Origin of the sequence: Massilia oculi (genome assembly GCF_003143515.1) — a bacterium.
In the GTDB taxonomy this organism is placed as follows: domain Bacteria; phylum Pseudomonadota; class Gammaproteobacteria; order Burkholderiales; family Burkholderiaceae_D; genus Telluria; species Telluria oculi.
Map to the genome: position 1 here is coordinate 2,514,685 of NZ_CP029343.1, position 18,365 is coordinate 2,533,049.

An 18,365-nucleotide genomic window follows, 5' to 3' on the forward strand; every position below is an offset into this window, starting at 1 on the left:
GGCGCCAGCCCGGCCCGCAGGCTGCCCAGCCGCGACGGCAACCCGACTTTACACGATTCGTCTCCCCCATGCCTGAACTGCCAGAAGTAGAAGTCACCCGGCGCGGTGTCGCGCCCCATATCGAAGGCCGCGTGGTCGAGCAGGTCGTCTGCCGCCGCGACGGTTTGCGCTGGCCCTTCCCGCCCGGCTTGGGCGCGCTGCTGGCCGGCCGCCGCATCCTGGCCACCGGCCGGCGCGGCAAATACCTGCTGATCCATTTCGAGCACGGCACACTGATCATCCACCTGGGCATGTCCGGCCACCTGCGCGTACTGCCGCCGGGCATCGAACCGCGCAAGCACGACCATTTCGACCTCGTCGTCAATGGCCCGGAAGGCGTGCAGGTGCTGCGCCTGCACGATCCGCGCCGCTTCGGCGCCGTGCTGTGGCATGCCAACGAGGATGGCGACCTGGAAGAGCACATCCTGCTGCGCGGCCTGGGCGTGGAACCGCTCGGCGGGCACTTCGATGGCGCCCTGCTGCATCGCGAAACGCGGCGCCGCAGCGCGCCGATCAAGCAGGTGCTGCTGGCCGGCGACATCGTGGTGGGCGTCGGCAATATCTACGCCTGCGAGAGCCTGTTCCGCGCCGGGATCAGCCCCAGGACGGCGGCCTCGCGCATCAGCCGCGCGCGCTACGACCGGCTGGCCGAAGCGATCCGCGAGATCCTGGCCGCCGCCATCGTCCAGGGCGGCAGTACCCTGCGTGACTTTATTGCTGTAAATGGCCAGTCTGGATATTTCCAGCAGACATATTTCGTCTATGATCGTGCTGGTGTGCCCTGCCGCCAGTGCGAGGCGCCGGTCCGCCAGATCAAGCAGGGCCAGCGCTCGACTTTCTATTGCGCGCAGTGCCAGCGCTAGGGACATAAGGGCTACGGGCAGAAAGATGCAGGATCTACAACAGTATGGAGCGTGGCGGGCCGGCGTTGCCGCCAGCCTCGAAGCTTACGGCAAAGCCCTGCGCGAAGCCGGACTGATCGACGCCGCCGGCGAACAGGTGCTGGCGCGCGCGCTCGGACGCCTGCGCGACGACCGGCTGTCGGTCGCCTTCGTGGCCGAGTTCTCGCGCGGCAAGACCGAGCTGATCAACGCCCTGTTCTTCGCCGACTACGGCCAGCGCATCCTGCCGTCCAGCGCCGGCCGCACCACCATGTGCCCGACCGAGCTGCTGTGGGATGCCCAGCTGCCGCCCTGCATCCGCCTGCTGCCGATCGAAACCCGCGCCGGCCAGTTGTCCCTGGGCGACTACCGCGACGATCCCGGCGCCTGGACCGTTGTGCCGCTCGACCTCGACGATCCGGACGCGATGCACGAGACGCTGCGCCAGGTCAGCCAGACCCGCCACGTACCGGTGAAAGAGGCCGAGCGCTACGGCCTGTTCGATCCGCAGGATCCCGACCTGGCCGACAGCGTCGTTGCGGACGGCGGCATCGAGATCCCTCGCTGGCGCCACGCCATCATCAACCTGCCGCATCCGCTGCTCAAGCAGGGCCTGGTGATCCTCGACACGCCAGGCCTGAACGCGATCGGCACCGAGCCGGAACTGACGCTGAACCTGATCCCGAACGCGCACGCGGTGCTGTTCGTGCTGGCCGCCGACACCGGCGTGACGCGCAGCGACATCGAGGTCTGGCGCACCCATATCGGCGCCGGGCCGGGCCGCCTGGCGGTGCTGAACAAGATCGACGCCATGTGGGACGAGCTCAAGAGCCCGGTAGCCGTGCAAACCGAGATCGCGCGCCAGCAGCACGACGTCGCGCGCCTGCTCGGGCTGGACGCCGGCCAGGTCTATCCGGTCTCGGCCCACAAGGCGCTCGTCGGCCGCATCGGCGGCGACATGGACTTGTTCGAGCGCAGCCGCCTGGGCGCGCTCGAATCGGCCCTCTTCCACCAGCTGATCCCGGCGCGGCGCGCGATCAACGCGCGCCAGCTGCGGGCCGACCTCGAGATCCTGGCGGCAGGCCAGCAGGTGTTGATGGCGGCGCGCCTGCGCGAGCTGGTCGAGCAGCTGCAGGAGCTGCGCAGCCTGCGCGGCAAGAACCAGGGCATGATCGCCCACATGGTGCGCCGGGTGGAGGCCGAGAAGAAGGAATTCGACGCCGGCCTGTTCAAGCTGCAGGGCACGCGCGCCGTGTTCACGCGCCTGTCGACCGAGCTGTACACCCTGGTCGGCATGGACGGCCTGCAGGACCGGACCGAGACGGTGCGCGCCGCGATGTCGGCCGCGCGCTTCGCCACCGGCATGCGCGCGCCGGTGCGCAACTACTTCGCCGGCGCGCGCGCCGGCCTGCTCGACGCTTGCGCCAAGGTCGACGAGATCAAGTCCATGATGGACGCCATGCACCGCCGCTTCGCGGCCGAACACGGCCTGTCGCTGGCGCTGCCGCAAGCCTTGTCGCTGACGCGCCACGTCGACGAGATCGATGCCATCGAAACGCTGTTCGAGCGCCAGTTCGGCACCGCGACCCTGCTGATGACCAGCCGCGCGACGCTGCTCGAGCGCTTCTTCGATTCGATCGCCTCGCGCGTGCGGCGCGTCTACCGCGCCGCCAACGCCGACGTCGAAGCCTGGCTGAAGGTCGCCAACGCGCCGCTGGAAGCGCAGATCCGCCAGCACCGCGACAGCCTGCGCCAGCGCCAGGCCACGGTCCAGCGCATCCACGACGCCAGCGACAGCCTGGAACAGAAAATCGGCGCCTTCGAGCACGGCCAGGCCGAGCTCGAGACCACGCGCACCCGCCTGGCCGCCGTCGCGGCGGGCGTCACCACCCTACTTGAGGCCTAGCGCCCACACGACACCGCATGAAACGCCTCACCGAGTTCGACCAACTGGCCGATCCGACCTTCTCCAAGGCCGTGATCGACTGGCAGCGCAGCCATGGCCGCCACACCCTGCCCTGGCAAAACACCCAGGATGCCTATCGCGTCTGGCTGTCCGAAATCATGCTGCAGCAGACGCAGGTCGCCGCGGTGCTGGGCTATTACGCCCGCTTCCTGGAACGCTTCCCGACCGTCCACGCGCTGGCCGAAGCGCCTTCGGAGGACGTGATGGCCCACTGGAGCGGCCTCGGTTACTACACCCGCGCGCGCAATCTTCACGCCTGCGCGAAGCGCGTGGTGCAGGACTACGACGGCGTGTTCCCGAGCGACCCGGCGCTGCTGGCCGACCTGCCCGGCATCGGCCGCTCGACGGCGGCGGCGATCGCGGCGTTTTCGGGCGGCGTGCGCGCCGCCATCCTGGACGGCAACGTCAAGCGCGTGTTCGCGCGCGTGTTCGGCATCGACGCCTATCCGGGCCTCAAGCCAATCGAGAATGCGTTGTGGCGGCGCGCCGACGCCCTGCTGCCCGAGGTGGCCGGCAACCCGGGCGCCATCGAGGCCTATACCCAGGGCCTGATGGACCTGGGCGCCACCCTGTGCACCCGCTCGCGGCCCGACTGCGGCCGCTGCCCGCTGCAGGCGCGCTGCGTCGCCTTCGCCACCGGCCGCACCGCCGAACTGCCGGTGCGTAAACCAAAGAAGGCGACGCCGGAAAAGCGCACCGCGCTGCTGGTGGTCATCGACCGCGGTGAAGTGCTGCTGGAACAGCGCCCGCCAACCGGCATCTGGGGCGGCCTGCTGTCGCTGCCGGAAGTGGGTGGACACGTGCCGATGGATGAGGATGAGGCGCTGGTCTGTACCTCGGACGTTGCTGTCGCCGCAGGACCATTCGGCACGATCGACGAAGTGCGGCCACTGAGCCCGCTGGTGCATGTCTTCACCCACTACAAGCTGCACATCGCGCCGTTCGCGGTGACGCTGGCGACGCGCGCAGAGCTGGCGCCTGGCCACGTCTGGTGGCCGCTGGAGACGATCGGCGAGGCGCCGCTGCCGGCGCCGGTCAAGAAGTTGTTGCTGGACCTGGCGCAGCCCAGCCTGTTCGGCTGATCAATTATTCGTCGTCCGCTGCCGACGCGATCAGGGACTGCGCATATCCGGTCGGCGACTGTCCCACCAGGGCGCGGAAATCGCGTCCGAAATGGGACTGATCGAAGTATCCCAGCTCCGCCGCGAGCGCGGCCCAGTCCACGGGCGCGCCGTCCTGTATCCGCGCGATCGCCTCATGCAGGCGATAGCGCTTGATCACCCATTTGGGGCCGATGCCGACGTATTTCTGGAATAGCCGTTGCAGGGTACGCTTGTCGATCGCCGCCGTGGCCATCAGACAGTCCACCGAGGTGATCCCGAGGTCGTCGGCAATGGCGGACACGAGCGCGCCGGCGCGCGCGACGTCAGGATCGGGAGGGGGCAGGTTCTCGAGCAGGAAGGCCTCTGCCACGGCCGTCATCGCGTCCACGGTGGCGCAGGCGGCGATCCGCGGCGCCAGCGACTCGCAAGCAATCCCGAGCACGTCTTGCGCAGGCAGCGAGCGGTTCGCCAGCGTCGCTACGGGTGCTTGCAGGAAGGGATGGAAACCGCCCGGCCTGAACTTGATGCCGAAGACGACATCCTGGCCCTCGAGACAGCGCTCGAAGCGCTCGGTCTGCACGCCGTAGAGCGTCGATGCATTCCTTTCGACCACCAGATGGACATTGGGATGGGGAAGCGTCGCCTGCAGCTGCGGCGGCAGCAAGCGCTGGTCCCAACTGACGTACCAGTAAAGCTCGACCAGGCCGGCCAGCCCTGACGACGGCAGGCGGCGTTCGTGCTGGAACCGGCCATGTGCGCCCTGCCGGCGCAGTACGCCGCGCGGCTCGCCAGGCTTGCCGCTCATTGCGCGCCACCGCCCCAGGCGTTTGCCTGTCGCGTTTTTCCTATCATCGGTGTTCCCGCCCTTGCTATAGTCATGTCTCCGCGGCTCAGTTGCTCGCCGTCATATCTTACTGGAATGATAACGATGCCTGTACGACTCGACGGACTGGCCTGCCTGGCAGCATTGGTTCTGGTGCTCGGCCCGCTACCCAATGCGCAATCCCATGACGATGCAGCCGCATCACCGACCGCAATGAAAGAGATGGCAAGAATGCATGCGACAGGATCATTCAACGTCAAGCTGACACCGCAAGCCGCAGCGCCCGGAATCGAAACGGCAGAGCTCAGTCGCATGACGATCGACAAGCAATTCCAGGGCGACCTGGCCGCAGCCAGCCTCGGCGAAATGCTGGCGATTCGCACCCAGGTGCAAGGCTCGGCCGGTTATGTTGCACTGGAACGCGTGACAGGGACATTGCACGGTCGCACAGGCAGCTTCGTACTGCAGCACAGCGGCACGATGGACCGCGGGGCATCGTCGCTGGTACTGATGGTCGTCCCCGATTCCGGCACCGGTGAGCTGACGGGATTGCGTGGCGCGATGACGATCGAGATCGACAACGGCAAGCACAGCTACACGATGGATTACGTTCTTCCCTGATCGGCTGCGCACGCGGTTTCCCGACGTTGCGGCGTTGACGCGCACGCGATCGCCTGTGATCGGACGCACTGCGCCGCGGCAGCACCACGTCTGGTGACAGCTGGATGCCTCAAGGAGGCGCCCGGCGCTGCAGGCCACGTGAAAGGCCTTCGGCGTGAGGCCGGCAAAAGTCTTGAACTCATGGTGGACTCCTGGAATGGAAGAGCTTACATTCCAGCGCGCCCGTGCGCCGTCCACACTCGATATCTTGCTTTCAAACTTGCCTGCCATCCTCGGCCAGTAGCGGAAGCCGGGCAGGCGGTTCAGAAATGATCGAGAGAAAAGATGCGCCGATGCTCGCGGATCGCGTAGCGGTCGGTCATGCCGGCGATGTAGTCGGCGATCTTGCGCGCCTGCCTCGATGGGTCGCCCTCGACCTGGTAGTCGTTCGGCAGCAGCACCGGGTCGTCCAGGAAGGCCTGGAACAGCTCGCGCACGATGCGGCTCGCCTTCACCCGCATGCGGTTGACCTGGAAGTGGCGGTACAGGTTGGCGTACAAGAAGCGCTTGAGGGCCGTGGTCTCGGCCCGCATCTTGTCCGAAAAGCGGATCAGCGGCGGGCCGGCGCGCACGTCGTCGATGGTCCGCGGGTCCGCGTCCAGGATCCGCTGGGCCGAGGTCTCGACCAGGTCGGCCGTCATCGCCGTGATCATCAGGCGGATCGTCTCGTACAGCGCGCGCCGCCCCGCCAGTCCGGGATACTGGAGCTCCACCTGGTGGCGCAGGCGCGCGAACAGCTCCACCTCTTCCATCTGCTTCATGGTCAGCAGGCCGGAGCGCAAACCGTCGTCGATATCGTGGTTGTTGTACGCGATCTCGTCGGCCAGGTTGGTCAGCTGCGCTTCCAGGCTGGGCTGGCTGCGCTCGATGAAGCGCTGGCCCAGCTCGCCCAGCTGGCGCGCATTGTTCAGCGAGCAGTGCTTGAGGATGCCCTCGCGCGTTTCGAACGTCAGGTTCAGGCCGTCGAAGGCGCCGTAGTGCTCTTCGAGGTGGTCGACCACGCGCAGGCTTTGCAGGTTGTGCTCGAAGCCGCCGAAATCCTTCATGCAGTCGTTGAGCACGTCCTGGCCGACGTGGCCGAAGGGCGTGTGGCCCAGGTCGTGCGCGAGCGCGGTGGCTTCGACCAGGTCTTCGTTCAGGCGCAGGCTGCGCGCCAGCGTGCGGCCGATCTGCGCCACCTCGATGCTGTGGGTCAGCCGGGTGCGGAACAGGTCGCCCTCGTGGTTCAGGAACACCTGGGTTTTGTATTCGAGCCGGCGGAAGGCGGTCGAGTGGATGATGCGGTCGCGGTCGCGCTGGTATTCGCTGCGCGAGCCCGGTCCCGGCTCGAGGTGGCGCCGGCCGCGCGACTGCGACGAGTGCGCAGCAAAGGGAGCCAGGCCGTCGTCGAAGCTGCGCGTCGCGTTCATCAATCGCCCCTCAGCCGCTGCACGCCGCCAGCGTCGAGCGCAGGATGTCCAGCGGCGCCGTGGTGATCGACGGGCTGCCGAGCGGCTTGAGCAGGATGAAGCGGATCTCGCCGCCCTCGTTCTTCTTGTCGACTTCCATCAGCTCGATCCAGCGCGCCTCGCCAAGATCGGGCGCCACGGCCGGCAGGCCGGCGGCGCGCACCAGGGCGCGCACGCGCTCCACGGCGGCCGGTTCGATCAGGCCCAGGCGCGCCGACATATCGGCCGCCATCACCATGCCGCAGCCGACCGCCTCGCCGTGCAGCCACTCGCCGTAGCCCAGGCCGTTCTCGATCGCGTGGCCGAAGGTATGGCCGAAGTTCAGCACCGCGCGCAGGCCGCCCTCGCGTTCGTCCTTGCGCACCACGTCGGCCTTGATCTCGCACGAGCGCGCGATCGCATGGGCGATGGCTTGCGGCTCGCGCGCCATCAGTTGCTCGATGTTGGCTTCGATCCAGTCGAAGAAGGTCGCGTCGAGGATGGCGCCATGCTTGATCACCTCGGCCAGGCCGGCCGACAGCTCGCGCGCCGGCAAGGTGTCCAGGGTCGCGGTGTCGGCGATGACGGCGCGCGGCTGGTAGAAGGCGCCGATCATGTTCTTGCCCAGCGGGTGGTTGATGCCGGTCTTGCCGCCCACCGAGGAATCGACCTGGGCCAGCAGGGTGGTCGGAATCTGCACGAAAGGCACGCCGCGCATATAGCTCGAGGCGGCGAAGCCCGTCAGGTCGCCGATCACGCCGCCGCCGAGCGCCACCAGCGTGGTCTTGCGGTCGCATTTGTGTTGCAGCAGCGCGTCGTAGACGAGGTTGAGCGACTGCCAGTTCTTGTGCTCTTCGCCGTCCGGCAGCACGATCTCGACCACGTCGCGGCCGGCGGCGCGCAGGTGGCCGGCCACCTTGGCCAGGTACAGCGGCGCGACGGTGGTGTTGGTGACGATGGCCACCTTGTTGCCGCCGATGTGGCGCGCGAGCAGCGCGGCGTCGTCCAGCAGGCCGGGGCCGATCGCGATCGGGTAGCTGCGCTCGCCGAGTTCGACGTTGAGGGTGATGTGGTCCTGTTCGTTCATCGATGTCCTTGCCAGCCGGCGCGCGCGCGCCGTTTCCTGCGCCGCCAGCTGATCCAATATGGTCTGTACCATCGATTGTACGTTAGGACGGCCGGTGTCGATGACGAGGTGCGCAATCTCGCGGTACAGCGGATCGCGCTGGGTCCACAGCTCTTCGAGTTTCGCGCGCGGGTCGGCCGTCTGCAGCAGCGGACGGTTCTTGTCATGGGCGGTGCGCTGCAGGATGCTGCCGATCGAGGCGCGCAGGTAGATCACGGTGCCGCGCTCGGCCAGCAGGGCGCGGCTTTGCGGGTTGAGCACGGCGCCGCCGCCGGTGGCCAGCACCAGGCCCTGCTGGCCGGAGAGATCGCGGATCACGTCCGCTTCGCGCCGCCGGAAGCAGGCCTCGCCCTCGATCTCGAAGATCCAGGGGATGGTGGCGCCGGTGCGCGCCTCGATCTCGTGGTCGGAATCGACGAAGCGGCGATTGAGCTTGCGTGCAAGCAATCGACCGATCGTGGTCTTCCCCGCCCCCATCAGGCCAACAAGGAAGATATTGTCGTTCTTGGGATGTGGCACTACCAAACCCGCTCCAATGAAAAGACGGCCAGTATAGACTGGCCGCCTGTCAATCCGCGAATTTTATGGACGGGTGCACGTAAAGGCCAGCTTGAACGGGATCGAGGTGATCTTGCCGCGTGGCGTGGTGGCGCGCACGTTGAACGTGGCCGCGCTCGAGGTCGTGCACGGCTTTTCGCCGGTCGCGGCCACGGTGATGGTGTGGCTCGACCCCACGGTGCCGGTGGCGGCAGTGACGAAGATGCTCGGCACGGTCTCGGGGATCACTTCCACGCCGGCGGCATTCACCGCGCCGCTGACCGAGATCGTGGTCCCGGCCGGCAGCGGGTTGTCGTTCAGGTCGGTGAGCTTGAGCGTGAACACCTTCGATTCGTTGGCGTTGGCGCTGCCCAGGTCGATCGGCATGGTGGTCGACGGCCGCGTCGCATTGTCGAGGTAGACGTTCGCCACGTCGGCATCGCTGAAGGTGATCGTCGTGCTGGCGAACTGGGTATTGGTGCCGTCGGTCGTGCTGGCGCAGATCGTGGCCACGCCCATGCGGTTGACGTCCGGGCTCGATCCGGGGCCGGTGTTGCAAGGGGTAGCCGGAATGTTCGGGATGGCCTTGCGCGGTTCCTGGGTGCGGAACGGCACCGAGCAGCCGCCGTTGACGGTGGTGCAGCCGCCCTTGTCCGACGAGCCGATCGCGCCCATATTGGTCTGGAACACGATCGGGGTGCCGTCGGCGACCGGGTTGCCGAAGGCGTCGGCCAGCAGCACGTTGACGGTGGCGGCCGGCGTGACGGGACCGCTGTCGAATTCCCAGCCATCCACGTTACCCTGGGTCACGCTCAGCGAGAAGGCGCGCTGCACCGGCAGGCCGGTGGTCACGACGATCGAGTCCGAGGTGGTGGAGATGTCGGCGCCATTGCCGCTGGCGGTGCCGGGCAGCACGGCGCGCACGCGGAACGAGGTCGGCACGGCGCCCGAGTTGACGGTGGTGATCACCTCGCCGTTCTGGTCGGTGCGGTCGATATTCTTGTTCAGCGTGACCAGCCCACCGGGTTCGAGCGAGAAGCGCACTTCCTTGTTGGCCAGCGGACGGTTGAACAGGTCGAACACGCGGAAGCGCAGGGTCGCGGTCTCGGTGCGGTTGATGCCGCCCTGGCCGCGGATCACGATCGACTTGTCGGTCGGCAGCGCTTCGACGAACTGCACCGACGCGGCGCCCGGCTGGGCGATCACGAGCGCACCCGTGGCCGGGGTCGTGACGCCGTCGGCGGTCACGGTGATGGTGTCGTTGTTGCCGCAGCCCTGGTCGCGGTAGACCGTCTCGGCGGTGCCGTTGCTGGTGGCGACGACGGCGGCAAGGGTCGCCTTGCCGGCGGCGACGCAGGCCGACGTGAAGTTGACGTTCACCTGGCCGCTGTACTTGGCGCCATTGGCCAGCAGGTCGACCGAGATCTTGCTCGAATCATAGGCGTTGATGCTGGCCGGCTCCAGGCGCAGCGCGCTGAAGGTCAGCGCGGTGGCATTGACCGAGTAGTTGGCGGTGCTGGTGACGGCGGTGCCGGCCACGGTGGCGCTGGCCGTGACGGTGCCGGCGCCGCCGGCCGCCAGGCTGGCCACGCGCATGGTGATGCTGGCGGTGCCGCTGGCATCGGTCAGGGCAGTGCCGGCGCCGGGCGCGAACACGGCCAGGTCGGCGGCGGTGGTGAAGGTGACCAGCGCATTCGGTACCGGCTGCTTGTTGGCGTCGAGCACCAGGGCGCGCACCGTCAGCGGGGTGGCGCCGGACAGCGAGGTGCTGGCCGTGCCCGTGGCGCCGACCAGGCTGACGCCGACGGTCGGCGCGGCCGGCGTGACCGGCGTGCCGCCGTTGCCGGTGCCGCCGCTGCCCCCCGGGGTGCCCGGATTGCCGCCGCCGCCGCCGCAGGCGGACAGGGTCGCGGCCAGGAGCAGCGCCAGGCTGCCGTACTTGATGTGCTGGTTGTTCATATTGTTGTTATCGCTTGTTGTTGAAGTAGGTTCAGCGCGTGCCCGCCACGTTCTCGTTCACGATCTTCGGGGTGATGAAGACCAGCAGCTCGGTCTTGCTGTGCTCGGTGCCGCTGGTCTTGAACAGATAGCCCAGCAACGGGACGTCGCCCAGCAGCGGCACCTTGGTCACGTTGTTGCGCTCGGTCTGCTGGTAGATCCCGCCCAGCACCACCGTGCCGCCGTTCTCGACCATCACCTTGGTCTTGACGTGCTGGGTGTTGATCGCGAAGCCGGCGCGGGTCTCTTCGCCCTTCGAATCCTTGTTGACGTCCACTTCCAGCACCACGTTGCCGTCCGGCGTGATCTGCGGCGTCACTTCCAGGCGCAGGTTGGCCTTCTTGAACGAGATCGAGGTGGCGCCGCTGCTGGTCGCCTGCTCGTAGGGCAGCTCGACGCCCTGCTCGATCACGGCGACCTGCTTGTCCTCGGTGACCACGCGCGGGCTGGAGATGATCTTGCCCTTGCCGTCGGCTTCCAGCGCCGACAGTTCCAGGTTCAGGAAGCGGTTGGCGGCCGACGAGAACAGCGAGAACGCCAGCGTCGAGGCCGGAACGCCGCCGATGCCGGCCGCCGGCAGGTTGACCATGGTGGTGTTGTCGATGCTGGTGCTGGCCGGGGTCTGGCCCGTCACCTGGCCGACGCCGGCCAGGTTGCCGCCGATGGCGACGCGCTCGTTGCCGCTGATCTGCCAGCCGGAGTCGCCGCCGCGCTGGGTGCGCAGGTCGTTGAAGCCCAGCTTGGCGCCGAGGTTGCGCGAGAAGCCGTCGTTGGCCTCGACCAGGCGCGCCTCGATCAGCACCTGCTTGGAGGCGATGTCGGTCTTCTGGATCAGCTTGCGGATGTCCTCGATCCGGGAGGCGATGTCGGTCACGAACAGCTGGTTGGTGCGCGGATCGATGATCGCGCTGCCGCGCCGCGACAGCACGCGGTTGCGCCCGCCCGCATCGCTGCTCGCGGTGGCGCCGCCGGCGTCCAGGCCGAACACGTTGCGGAACGATTCCGCCTTCTGGTAATTGAGCTGGAAGATCTCGGAGCGCAGCGGCTCGAGTTCGGCGATCTGGGCGCGCTGCTCGAGTTCGAGCTTTTCCTTGGTCAGCAGTTCTTCCTTCGGCGCGATCCACACCACGTTGCCGTTCTTGCGCTGGTCCAGGCCCTTGGCGGTCAGGATCACGTCCAGCGCCTGGTCCCACGGCACGTTCTTCAGGCGCAGGGTCAGCGAGCCGGTGACCGAGTCGCTGGCGATGATGTTCAGGCCCGAGATGTCGGCCACCGCCTGCAGCGCGGCGCGCACTTCGACATCCTGGAAATCGAACGACAGCTTTTCGCCGCGATAACCCTGCGGGTTGTCGCGCGAGCCCGTGCTACCGCGATTCGGATCCGTCTCGACCTTGCGCACCTCGACCACGAGCTGGGAGTCGCTCTGGAATACCGACTGTTCCCAGTCGCCTTGCGCCTCCACCGTCATGCGGACATTGTCGCCCTGGGCCAGGGTCGAGACGCGGGTGACCGGCGTGCCGAAATCGGTCACGTCCAGGCGCCGGCGCAGCGACTCCGGCAGGCGCGCATTGAGGAAGTCGACGGTCACGCCGCTGGCGGTCTGGCGCACGTCGACCGCCACCTGGTTGGCGGGCAGGTCGACCACGACCCGGCCGGCGCCATTGGCGCCGCGGCGGAAGTCGAGGTCGCGCAATTGAGGCCGCGTCGCGGGCAGCGCGGTTGGCGCCGCAGCCGCCGCCGGCATGCCGCTGGCGTCGAGCGCGCGCGCCACGCCGCCCGATCCTTCCACGGTCACGATCACCGACTTGCCGTCGATCGTGGTGGCGTAGTTGAGGGCGCGCGCCAGGTTCAGCACCAGGCGGGTGCGCTCGCCGGCCTGCACCACGTTCAGGCTGCGCACGTCGCCCAGGTTCATCTCGTGTACCGTCTTGCCGGTGGCGTTGGCGGTGGCGCCGAAGTCGAGCGCAATGCGTGATGGATTGGTGATCGCGAAGCCGATCGGCGCACGCGCCGGGGCCTCGCGCATGGTCACGTTGATGACCACGTTGCTGCCCTGCTGGTTGGCCGTGATCGACTCGATCGCATTGCCCTGTGCCAGGGCGGCGCCGGCGCACATCATGAGCATGAGTGCGGCCGCGGCGCGCGCCAGCCATGCCGGCGGTGCGAAGCGGATCTTGACGTTGAAGGTCATTTACTGCTCTCCTTATTTTGCCGCGGCGCGGTGCTGCAGCTCGATGTGGGCCACGCGTTCCACCCAGTCGCCAGTGGCGTCCTGCACCGATTCCCTGATCTCGATTGCGCCCTCGCTCACACGCGTGATGCGCCCATAGTTCTGTCCAATCCGCTGGCCGCTGCGCACCCGGTACAGCGAGCGCTCGACCTGCACCAGCGCGTAATCCACGCCGCCCTTCTGGATCGTGCCCACCATCCGCATCGTGTCGAGCGGGAAGGTCTCCAGCAATTCCTTCGGCCGTTCGAGATCGGGCTGGTTGGCATTGCCGCTGGCCTGCGCCATGCGCGCCATCTCGCCCAGCAGCTTGCCCGGATCGAAGGGGTCCGGCGCCTGGCGCGCATCGTAGCCATAGGGCTCGAAGGTCTTCGGCTCCGGCAGCGGCTTGACCTTCGGCACGGTCTGCTTTTCCACCCCCTTCATCCAGGCCCGGGTCTCGCCCACGCCGCCATCGCCGCAGGCGGCCAGCAGGCTGCCTGCCAGCAGCACCATCAGTCGTGCGCGCATCATTTCCGGCCCCCGGTTTTCGCCTTGGCCTTACCCTTACCCTTGCCCTTGCCCTTCTTCTTCTCGGCCGCGCGCGCGGCGCGCTGGGCCGCCAGCTCTTCCTGGTCGAGGTAGCGGAAGGTCTTGGCCACCGCCTGCAGTCCCAGGCGGCCGTCCTTGCCGGCCTGCAGCGTCAGGTTGTTCAGGGTGACGATGCGCGGCAGGTTGGCCATGTCGGCGGCGAATGCGCCCATGTCGTGGTAACGGCCGCTCACCTTGATGTCGATCGGCAGCTCGGCGTAGTAGTCGCGCACCACTTCCTGGCCCGGCTTGAACAGCTCGAACTGCAGGCCGCGGCCGACGCCCGACTGGTTGATGTCGGACAGCAGCGAATACATCTCCGACTTGCTCGGCAACTGCTTCTCCAGGCGCACCACGTACCCGTCGACCTGGGCCTTCTGCGCCTTGAGCGCTTCCAGGTTGATCGCCTGCGCCATCTTGGTCTTGTATTCAGCGCGCAGCTTTTCCTCGTCGCGCGCGCCACGCTCCTGGGCCGCGAACTGGTCGTTCCAGTAAAAGTAGTAGCCCAGGCCGACGACCGCCAGCAGCACGCCGGCCGCGCACAGCAGGCGTGGCGCCAGCGGCCACTGGCCTGGCGGACGGCCCTGCAGGTCCTGGAACTGCGCCGCCAGGCGGGCGCCGAGTTCTTTGATGTCGATGTTCATGACTTCTCCGCCGCACGCTTGGTCCCGGCCGGCTTGCCGCCGTCTGCAGCCTCTTCACCCTCGTCGCTCAGGCGCGCACGCTTGATCGACACGCCGAGCGTGAACTCGACCACATTGCGGCTGGTCTTGCCCTGGGTCAGGCTGACCGCGCGGACCTCGGTCAGGTCCGGGTTCTGCAGCCACGCCGAGCCGCTCGACAGGTTGCGCAGCAGCTCGGCCACCCGCTCCTGCGACTGGGCGTTGCCGGTCAGGATCACGCGCTGGCCGCTCTGTTTGACCGATTTCAGGTGCACGCCTTCCGGCGTCTGGCGCACCAGCTCGTCGAGCAGGTGGACCGGCTGGTTGCGGTCGCCCTGCAAGTCCTCGACCGCCTGCTGGCGCGCCTGCAGCGCCGCGATCTCTTCCTTCAGGTTGGTGATCTCGCCGATTTTCTTGTCCAGCTCCGCGCTGGCCTTTTTCAGGACGTCGTTGCGCTGGTTCTGGACCGAGATCTGGCTGGCGTTATAGCCGCCGACCAGCATCACCACGATGGCGCCCAGCACGCCGCCCAGCGCCAGCAGGGCGACGAAGGCGGCCTGCTTCTGCTTGCGCTTGGCTTCGCGGTGGGGCAGCAGGTTAATCCGGATCATCAGCCGAACCTCCGCAGCGCCAGGCCGCAGGCGACCAGGTAGGCCGGGGCGTCCTGGCGCATCTGGTGTTCGCGCACGCCGGAACCGAGCTGCATGCCCTCGAAGGGCGCCGCGAGGCTGACCGGGAGGCGGGTGCGGCCGGCCACGATGTCGACGATCCCGGGCAGCAGCGCGCAGCCGCCGGCCAGGTACAGCGCGTCGATCCGGGTATATGGGGTCGAGGTGTAGAAGAACTGGATGGCGCGCGTGATTTCCAGCGCCGCGCTTTCCAGGAACGGCGCCAGGATGTCGGCGCGGTAGTTCTCGGGCAGGTCGCCCGCCTTCTTGCGCGTCTCGGCTTCCTCGAACGCCATGCCGTAGCTGCGCACGATGTCCTGGGTCAGCGCATTGCCGCCGAAGGGCTGCTCGCGCTCGTAGACCGCTTCGCCACCCAGCAGCACCGACACGTGGGTGGCGTGGGCGCCGATCTGGAACAGGGCCACGATCTGGTCCTGCCGCGGCAGGGCCCCGTGTTCGAGCGCGCTGCGCGCGGCGTACGATTCGATGTCCATCACGGTGGCGGTCAGGCCGGCGGCTTCGGCGATCGCGACCCGGTCCTCGACCTTTTCGCGGCGTGCGGCGGCCAGCATCACCTCCATGTCGTCCAGCGAATTCGGGGCCGGGCCGATCACGTCGAAGTCGAGGCTGACCTCATCGAGCGCGAACGGGATATACTGGCTGGCCTCGGACTCGACCTGCACTTCCAACTGGTCTTCCGACAAGCCGGCCGGCAGGATGATCTTCTTGGTGATCACGGCAGCGGGCGGCATGCCGAGCGCCACGTGACGGGCGCGGGTGCCGCTCTTCTTCCAGACCCGGCGCACCGCGTCGGCGACCTGGTCCATGTTTTCGATATTGCCGTCCACCACGGCGCCGCGCGGCAGCGCTTCGGTGGCATAGCGCTCCAGGCGCACGATACCCTTGCCGGCATCGGCCAGCTCGACCAGGCGGACGCCCGACGTGCTGATATCGAGCCCGACCATGGGCGGACTCGACTTTCCAAACAAGGAACCCAGATTGATCACCAAAACCACCCCTTGGCCGCAAAATGGGCTTGCAAACCGCCCGAAATTGGATGTTGTCGTAAATAAAACAGCTATGTACTTCTTGTAACTTTCTTATAAAAATCCGGTACTTACGTGCAGCACCGCCTCGGATCGTAGCAACAAAGGATGACTGCGGACAAGAAATTTCTGCACTGGAACACTCCTTTCCGGGGCGTGCGCGCCACACTCCGGCGTTTTCATTGCCAGGCCAATATTGCCCTTGAGTCCCGTTAAGCTCTGGCGAGTATCGGCCACCAGACCGCTGCCTTATAATGAGGCGGATCAACAAAGCGAAAGTCAGCATGAAAGAGAAACAAGCAGCATCCTCTTCCTCTTCGAAGTTCAGCCCCAAGCGCCTGATCCTGATGGCCGTCGCCGGCCTGTTCGGCCTGGGCGCCATCGGCGTGCTGGTGCTCGTGTTCGCCCTTGCGATGGCCTACCCGAACCTGCCGGCGCTGGACACCATCACCGATTACCGGCCCAAGATGCCGCTGCGTATCTTTACAGCCGATAACGTCCTGATCGGCGAGTTCGGCGAGGAGCGCCGCACCCTGGTCCACTTCAGGGACATCCCGGATGTCATGAAAAAGGCCGTGCTGTCGATCGAGGACGACCGCTTCTACGAGCACAGCGGCATCGATTACCTGGGGATCCTGCGCGCCGCCTTCCGCAACGCCACCGGTGGCGCGCGCCAGGGCGCCTCGACCATCACCCAGCAGGTCGCGCGCAACTTCTTCCTGTCGTCCGAGCAGACCTTCAAGCGCAAGGCCTACGAGGCCTTGCTGGCCTGGAAGATCGAGAAGAACCTGACCAAGGACCAGATCCTCGAGCTGTACATGAACCAGATCTACCTGGGCCAGCGCGCCTTCGGCTTCCAGTCGGCGGCCCAGATCTATTTCGGCAAGGACCTGCGCGACATCACCGTGGCCGAAGCGGCCATGCTGGCCGGCCTGCCGAAGGCGCCGTCGGCCTACAATCCAGTCGTCAACCCGACCCGCGCCAAGACCCGCCAGCAATACATCCTGCAGCGCATGCACTCGCTCGGCTACATCAACGACGCCCAGTTCGCCCAGGCGAAGGAAGAGCCGCTCAAGATCAAGACCGACAGCACCGCCTTCGGCGTGCATGCCGAATACGTGGCCGAGATGGCGCGCCAGCTGGTTTATGAACAGTTCAAGGAAGACACCTATACCCGCGGCCTGAACGTGTTCACCACCATCACCAAGGCCGACCAGGACGCCGCCTATCTGGCCCTGCGCCGCGGCGTGATGGACTACGAGCGCCGCCGCCCCTACCGCGGCCCCGAATCGTTCATCGACATCCCGGGCGCCAAGCTGGACGCGGACGAGGCGATCGAGGCCGAGCTGGCCGAGCATCCGGACAGCGACAACATCATCGCCGCCGTCGTGCTGCAGGCTTCCCCGACGCAGGTCCAGGCGACCATCGCCTCGGGCGACACGATCACCATTTCGGGCCCGGGCCTCGCCTTCGCGCGCGCCTGGCTGTCGGACAAGGCGGCCCCGAACCGCCGCGTGCGCCGCGGCGCCGTGATCCGTGTGATGCAGGACGACGAGTCGAAGTGGCTGATCACCCAGATGCCGGAAGTCGAATCGGCCTTCGTGGCGGCCAATACCGAGGACGGTTCGATCCGCGCCCTGGTCGGCGGCTTCGACTTCAATCGCAACAAGTTCAACCACGTGACGCAGGCCTGGCGCCAGCCGGGTTCCTCGTTCAAGCCCTTCATCTACTCGGCGTCGCTCGAGCGCGGCCTGTCGCCGGCGACGATCGTCAACGACGCTCCGATCAGCTTCGACGCCGGCCAGACCGGCGGCCAGGCCTGGGAGCCGAAGAACTACGACAACAAGTACGAAGGTCCGATGACCATGCGGCGCGGCCTGACCTCGTCGAAGAACATGATCTCGATCCGCATCCTGAACAAGATCGGCGCGCGCTACGGCCAGGAATACGCGAGCCGCTTCGGCTTCGAGCCTGAACGCAATCCGGCCTACCTGACCCTGGCGCTGGGCGCCGGCGCCACCACGCCGCTGCAGATGGCCGGCGCCTACGCGGTGTTCGCCAACGGCGGCTACCGCATCAGCCCCTACCTGATCTCGAAGGTCACCGACAGCGACGGCAAGGTGCTGTCCGAGGCGCGCCCGGCGCGCGCCGGCGACGAGGCCAACCGCGTGATCGACGCGCGCAACGCCTTCCTGATGGACAGCATGCTCAAGGACGTGGTGCGCTACGGGACCGCGGCCAAGGCGATGGCGCTCAAGCGCACCGACCTGGCGGGCAAGACCGGCACCACCAACGACTCGATCGACGCCTGGTTCGCCGGCTACCAGCCGAAGGTGGTGGGCATCGCCTGGATGGGCTACGACAAGCCGCGCAACCTGGGCGCCCGCGAAACCGGCGGCGGCCTGGCGCTGCCGATCTGGATCGGCTACATGCAGAAGGCGCTCAAGGGCGAGCCGAACGTCGAGCGCGAAGTGCCGGCCGGGCTGGTGCAGTACGGGTCGGATTACTACTACGCCGAGACGCCGCCGGGCAGCGGGGTCGAGACGCTGGATGTGGGGCCGCCTCCGGCGCCGGAACAGCAGAAGGAACGTGATGCGGTGAGGAACGAGTTGTTCTGATTGGCATGATGCAG

14 protein-coding genes are annotated in these 18,365 nt (G+C 67.2%); 5 read left to right on the plus strand and 9 right to left on the minus strand.

Features of this window, described 5'->3' with window-relative positions:
- Positions 1-68: 68 nt before the first annotated feature.
- The 3 genes from mutM to mutY are packed head-to-tail and all read left to right on the plus strand — an operon-like array spanning position 69 to position 3,968.
- Positions 69-902 (plus strand): bifunctional DNA-formamidopyrimidine glycosylase/DNA-(apurinic or apyrimidinic site) lyase, encoded by an 834-nt coding sequence (gene mutM / locus DIR46_RS11620; RefSeq protein WP_109345373.1) that lies wholly within the window; start codon positions 69-71, stop codon positions 900-902.
- Between the two features lie 25 nt (positions 903-927).
- Positions 928-2,826, plus strand: a complete 1,899-nt coding sequence (locus DIR46_RS11625; RefSeq protein WP_109345374.1) for a dynamin family protein — start codon at positions 928-930, stop codon at positions 2,824-2,826.
- Between the two features lie 17 nt (positions 2,827-2,843).
- A complete protein-coding gene (gene mutY, locus DIR46_RS11630; protein WP_109345375.1) occupies positions 2,844-3,968 on the plus strand; it encodes an A/G-specific adenine glycosylase in 1,125 nt (374 codons plus the stop codon).
- Between the two features lie 4 nt (positions 3,969-3,972).
- Here mutY and DIR46_RS11635 read toward each other — a convergent pair whose 3' ends face one another.
- Entirely contained in the window at positions 3,973-4,794 is an 822-nt protein-coding gene (locus DIR46_RS11635) for a helix-turn-helix domain-containing protein (protein WP_109345376.1), read from the minus strand.
- Between the two features lie 123 nt (positions 4,795-4,917).
- On the opposite strand from DIR46_RS11635, the gene DIR46_RS11640 reads away from it, so the two are divergent.
- Entirely contained in the window at positions 4,918-5,433 is a 516-nt protein-coding gene (locus DIR46_RS11640; protein ID WP_307719138.1) for a DUF3224 domain-containing protein, read from the plus strand.
- A 302-nt stretch (positions 5,434-5,735) separates the two neighbouring features.
- On the opposite strand, the gene DIR46_RS11645 is transcribed toward DIR46_RS11640, so the two are convergent.
- From DIR46_RS11645 to DIR46_RS11680, 8 genes are all read right to left on the minus strand, one after another.
- A complete protein-coding gene (locus tag DIR46_RS11645) occupies positions 5,736-6,881 on the minus strand; it encodes a deoxyguanosinetriphosphate triphosphohydrolase (protein ID WP_109345377.1) in 1,146 nt (381 codons plus the stop codon).
- 10 nt (positions 6,882-6,891) lie between these two features.
- Positions 6,892-8,502, minus strand: coding sequence for a bifunctional shikimate kinase/3-dehydroquinate synthase AroKB (gene aroKB / locus DIR46_RS11650; RefSeq protein ID WP_229446634.1), 1,611 nt, complete (start codon positions 8,500-8,502; stop codon positions 6,892-6,894).
- A 105-nt stretch (positions 8,503-8,607) separates the two neighbouring features.
- Positions 8,608-10,521, minus strand: a complete 1,914-nt coding sequence (locus DIR46_RS26575) for an Ig-like domain-containing protein (RefSeq protein ID WP_162819495.1) — start codon at positions 10,519-10,521, stop codon at positions 8,608-8,610.
- Between the two features lie 31 nt (positions 10,522-10,552).
- Positions 10,553-12,751, minus strand: a complete 2,199-nt coding sequence (locus DIR46_RS11660) for a type IV pilus secretin PilQ (RefSeq protein ID WP_109345379.1) — start codon at positions 12,749-12,751, stop codon at positions 10,553-10,555.
- Positions 12,752-12,763: 12 nt separating this feature from the next.
- On the minus strand, positions 12,764-13,300 hold the full coding sequence (locus DIR46_RS11665; RefSeq protein WP_109345380.1) for a pilus assembly protein PilP: 537 nt from the start codon (positions 13,298-13,300) through the stop codon (positions 12,764-12,766).
- Positions 13,297-14,001 (minus strand): type IV pilus inner membrane component PilO, encoded by a 705-nt coding sequence (locus DIR46_RS11670; RefSeq protein WP_109345381.1) that lies wholly within the window; start codon positions 13,999-14,001, stop codon positions 13,297-13,299. The genes DIR46_RS11665 and DIR46_RS11670 overlap by 4 nt, the downstream gene beginning before the upstream one ends.
- Positions 13,998-14,630, minus strand: coding sequence for a PilN domain-containing protein (locus DIR46_RS11675; RefSeq protein WP_109345382.1), 633 nt, complete (start codon positions 14,628-14,630; stop codon positions 13,998-14,000). The genes DIR46_RS11670 and DIR46_RS11675 overlap by 4 nt, the downstream gene beginning before the upstream one ends.
- On the minus strand, positions 14,630-15,694 hold the full coding sequence (locus DIR46_RS11680) for a pilus assembly protein PilM (RefSeq protein ID WP_109348001.1): 1,065 nt from the start codon (positions 15,692-15,694) through the stop codon (positions 14,630-14,632). Before DIR46_RS11680 ends, DIR46_RS11675 begins: the two co-directional genes overlap by 1 nt.
- 323 nt (positions 15,695-16,017) lie before the next feature.
- Between DIR46_RS11680 and DIR46_RS11685 the strand changes: the two genes are divergently transcribed.
- Positions 16,018-18,351 (plus strand): penicillin-binding protein 1A, encoded by a 2,334-nt coding sequence (locus DIR46_RS11685; RefSeq protein ID WP_109345383.1) that lies wholly within the window; start codon positions 16,018-16,020, stop codon positions 18,349-18,351.
- Positions 18,352-18,365 lie beyond the last annotated feature (14 nt).

Coding starts and splice junctions, on each gene's coding strand:
- DIR46_RS11635 (WP_109345376.1), bottom strand. CDS start 4,794: ATGAGCGGCAAGCCTGGCGAGCCGCGCGGCGTACTGCGCCGGCAGGGC.
- DIR46_RS11675 (WP_109345382.1), bottom strand. CDS start 14,630: ATGATCCGGATTAACCTGCTGCCCCACCGCGAAGCCAAGCGCAAGCAG.
- mutY (WP_109345375.1), top strand. CDS start 2,844: ATGAAACGCCTCACCGAGTTCGACCAACTGGCCGATCCGACCTTCTCC.
- DIR46_RS11665 (WP_109345380.1), bottom strand. CDS start 13,300: ATGATGCGCGCACGACTGATGGTGCTGCTGGCAGGCAGCCTGCTGGCC.
- DIR46_RS11660 (WP_109345379.1), bottom strand. CDS start 12,751: ATGACCTTCAACGTCAAGATCCGCTTCGCACCGCCGGCATGGCTGGCG.
- DIR46_RS11625 (WP_109345374.1), top strand. CDS start 928: ATGCAGGATCTACAACAGTATGGAGCGTGGCGGGCCGGCGTTGCCGCC.
- DIR46_RS26575 (WP_162819495.1), bottom strand. CDS start 10,521: ATGAACAACCAGCACATCAAGTACGGCAGCCTGGCGCTGCTCCTGGCC.
- DIR46_RS11645 (WP_109345377.1), bottom strand. CDS start 6,881: ATGAACGCGACGCGCAGCTTCGACGACGGCCTGGCTCCCTTTGCTGCG.
- DIR46_RS11685 (WP_109345383.1), top strand. CDS start 16,018: ATGAAAGAGAAACAAGCAGCATCCTCTTCCTCTTCGAAGTTCAGCCCC.
- DIR46_RS11640 (WP_307719138.1), top strand. CDS start 4,918: ATGCCTGTACGACTCGACGGACTGGCCTGCCTGGCAGCATTGGTTCTG.
- mutM (WP_109345373.1), top strand. CDS start 69: ATGCCTGAACTGCCAGAAGTAGAAGTCACCCGGCGCGGTGTCGCGCCC.
- DIR46_RS11670 (WP_109345381.1), bottom strand. CDS start 14,001: ATGAACATCGACATCAAAGAACTCGGCGCCCGCCTGGCGGCGCAGTTC.
- aroKB (WP_229446634.1), bottom strand. CDS start 8,502: ATGGGGGCGGGGAAGACCACGATCGGTCGATTGCTTGCACGCAAGCTC.